This is a genomic window from Sulfuricurvum sp., from assembly GCF_028712165.1.
GTDB lineage: Bacteria > Campylobacterota > Campylobacteria > Campylobacterales > Sulfurimonadaceae > Sulfuricurvum.
Genome location: NZ_JAQTQR010000124.1, coordinates 1 through 3,055 on the forward strand (window position 1 = coordinate 1; position 3,055 = coordinate 3,055).

At 41.5% G+C, this 3,055-nt stretch carries 4 protein-coding genes; 1 reads left to right on the forward strand and 3 read right to left on the reverse strand.

What is annotated here, in order from left to right; genetic code table 11:
- The 3 genes from PHP90_RS13860 to PHP90_RS13870 form a co-directional block, all read right to left on the reverse strand.
- The coding region (locus PHP90_RS13860) for a nitroreductase family protein (RefSeq protein ID WP_299931070.1) at positions 1-1,093 on the reverse strand (1,093 nt) is incomplete at its 3' end.
- The gene (locus tag PHP90_RS13865; RefSeq protein ID WP_299931071.1) at positions 1,086-1,520 is read right to left on the reverse strand and encodes an ankyrin repeat domain-containing protein; all 435 of its coding nucleotides are present in this window, start codon (positions 1,518-1,520) and stop codon (positions 1,086-1,088) included. The genes PHP90_RS13860 and PHP90_RS13865, both read right to left, overlap by 8 nt.
- Before the next feature lie 17 nt (positions 1,521-1,537).
- The gene (locus PHP90_RS13870) at positions 1,538-2,086 is read right to left on the reverse strand and encodes a redoxin family protein (RefSeq protein ID WP_299931073.1); all 549 of its coding nucleotides are present in this window, start codon (positions 2,084-2,086) and stop codon (positions 1,538-1,540) included.
- A 145-nt stretch (positions 2,087-2,231) separates the two neighbouring features.
- On the opposite strand from PHP90_RS13870, the gene PHP90_RS13875 reads away from it, so the two are divergent.
- Positions 2,232-3,055: sigma 54-interacting transcriptional regulator (locus tag PHP90_RS13875; protein WP_299931075.1), on the forward strand; the 824-nt coding region annotated here is incomplete at its 3' end.

Genomic DNA, 3,055 nt, shown 5'->3' on the forward strand with positions numbered 1-3,055 from the left:
CACACGCCATATAGAGTTCCTGTGCATAGATGCCCGCTTCAATATGAGACGATGCACAAAAATTCTCCGCATAAATTAATACTACCATATTCGCACCTGCGATAAAACGCTGTTCTAAAAGTAAGTGTAGTATTTCAGAGATAAAATTACCATTCACGGCACATTTTCCGTTTAGATATACACCGCATTGCATAGCGTGTGCCTGAAGTACAATAGGGATTATTTCCAATGAGTCTGGAATTTCCAAACGCATCAATTCTATCAACATATCATCGCTCATTTTATTTGGATCAAATTCTCTGGCACTCCGACGGGCAAGATTGAATGACTCAAATTTTTCGTATTCATGGGGTGTGGTAATATTTACATATGGCGGTGTTGCTTGTAGCGTGGAGATTAATCGTGGAAGCGGTTCAGAATAATCAGTAGGCTGAACTCGCATTAAAGGTGCGTGTAAAGGTTTAACCGGACGGAGTGTAGTTTCTCCGATTCCATAGACAGCACCTATAAATTCTTCATCTCCCATCCCCATAAAGCGATTAAGTCCTTCCAGCGGAGACATTTTTGTAAGCTCTAACCCAAAATGTTGTACGGATGCACTTAAAGCAGCGATTTGATGGCCAAGGTCAAGATAAAGATATCGCCAGGAACGGAGTCCGTATTTCCAACTGGAACGAAAGGGGACAAGTGAGAGCATGACAATCGCTCCGCTAAAACGGGTTTCTATCCCAAGGCAGGGTTCAATCCCCTCCCCTGCGATTTCAGCAATCAATACCAGTTCCATGCTCAAAACATCCAGATGATAGATACCGCTTAATAATCCTGAGACATTACGAAGTTGTACATAGATTTCAATGGGATGGAGATTCCCGGCTGATGGGACATTGAGTCGACGATACGGCTTATGAGCAACAATACGTTCATCATTGATAAAGCGTGCTTGTGCAAGCCACTGTAATGAGGGATGATCACGCAATGCTGTGCGGTAACAAAAATGGGGATAGTGCTTAAAAGAAGCCGGCTGCGTATCCCAATCTAAAAACGATTGTCGGTTAGCAACCCACTGTGGAGTTAATAGAGTTTGTTCACGCACTTCGAAGTTGTAAGAATACGTCACGGTTGCTGGTGAGTTCTATTGCACTAAAACCGTCTTCATTATGGAGTTTTGTATCTGCACCTAGACTCAGAAGCATTTTGACACACTCGACACGTGAAGCGGAGGCAGCATACATCAATGCCGTTGTTCCTTCTTCATTGGTATCGTTAATATCGGCTCCGGACTCAACCAAGAGGCGGATCACTTCCGGTGAGTTGGCATAACAGGCATTGAACAATACACCGTTAAAATCATTGTTGATCGCATATAGGTCTGCTCCTGCTTCGATTAATCGAGATACCATCATTGCATTCCCTTGCAATGATGCAAGTAAAAGAGGTGTATTGCCGTTAAATCCACGATATTCGATATCATCCGGATGAAACCCATGATCATTAAGCCATGTAATGTATTGCTCTACCATGATATCCCCCTTATTTGTCAGACACCCATCCAATTTTCATGGTCGTGCCCTTTTTTCTTGAAGTTGGCAGCCTTATCAACCGCTTCGATGCATTTATCGTAATCGACTTCATCTGTGATTTCTGCAACGACTTCTTTATAACTGATCATCCCTTCCTGATCGATGACAAATACCGCGCGTGCTAGTCTGTCTTTGAGTTTACCTTCAGTGATAAGAAGACCGAATTTTTTTGCAAAATCACGATTGGTATCGATCACGACATCCGCACCGTCGATCCCTTCACGTGTGACAAAATCGTTAACAAATTCGGCATCATCCGTTGTAACCATAACGGTTTTGAGTTTCTTAAACTGTTTGATAAGGTCATTAAACTTTTTCGCACCTAGTGAACACACTTCCGTTTTAAGGGAAGGAATCGCAATTAACAATTGTGCTGTAGGAGCAATCATCCCGATAACATTCTGGCTGCCGTCTAAATTAGTAACGCGTGCCGCAGGGGCTTCACGCCATATAGTCATCTCTTTACCCTCTAGCGGTGTAGGTGTTCCGTGAACAGTAATTTGCATTTTGTCTCCTTATTGGATCATTTTGATAATCCAGTGCAAAAACAGTTCTATAAATTGTCTATTTTTTGTTCACATGAATGTTGGTTCATTGTCGCGATTTGTACTACAATACTAAATATCTTAACAATAGAGAAAAGATTTTGAAATGATGACTTTTGATGCGAATATACCAAATCGTGAAGAGTGCAATACATGTGCCCTTACTTTTGCGTATAAAGAGATTAATTTACTTTATGAAGTTGCCGTTACGCTTACCAGTACGATCGATATTAATGAAAACATCGAAAAAGCTATGCGCCGACTCAAACAACACGGGTATTTGGAACGTTGTGCATTGTTTCGAAAAAAAGAGGATGTCAATGAACTTGAATTGTTGGCTTCCATCGACCTTGAGCCGTATCAGAAAAAAATGGCTTCATATCGTTTTGGTGAAGGGGCAACCGGTTTGGCCGCTAAAAGCCGTGAACCGATCGTAATCGAAAACATCCATAACAATATCAATTACCTCAACAAAATGGGGAATATTTCTACCCAGATGGTCTCTTATGTTGCCGTTCCATTGCTTCAAGACGAAGAGGTCATTGGGGTGATTTCTGCCAATATCGGGAAAAAAAGTCCTCTTAATTTTGATGAGATTGTCCGAATGCTTACTATTGTTGGATCTCTTTTTGTAGGATCGCTCAAAGTACAGCAAACCATTACAAAAGAAAAAGAGTCACTGACTGAACTTAAAACCTATTATCAAGAAGAGATGCAAAAAGATTACAAATTCGAAAATATTGTCGGTCGTTCGACAAAAATGCAGCAGGTATTTTCGATGATAAACACCGTAGCACCAACGGATGCGACGATTTTGATCCGTGGTGAAACAGGGACAGGGAAAGAGTTAATCGCTACCGCAATTCATAATCTCAGCCGTCGGCAAAACGGACCGTTTATTAAACTAAACTGTGCCGCTATCAGTGAAAC

What these genes read in the sequence shown, in the direction of transcription:
- PHP90_RS13865 (WP_299931071.1), bottom strand. Translation starts at nt 1,520, where the DNA reads ATGGTAGAGCAATACATTACATGGCTTAATGATCATGGGTTTCATCCG.
- PHP90_RS13870 (WP_299931073.1), bottom strand. Translation starts at nt 2,086, where the DNA reads ATGCAAATTACTGTTCACGGAACACCTACACCGCTAGAGGGTAAAGAG.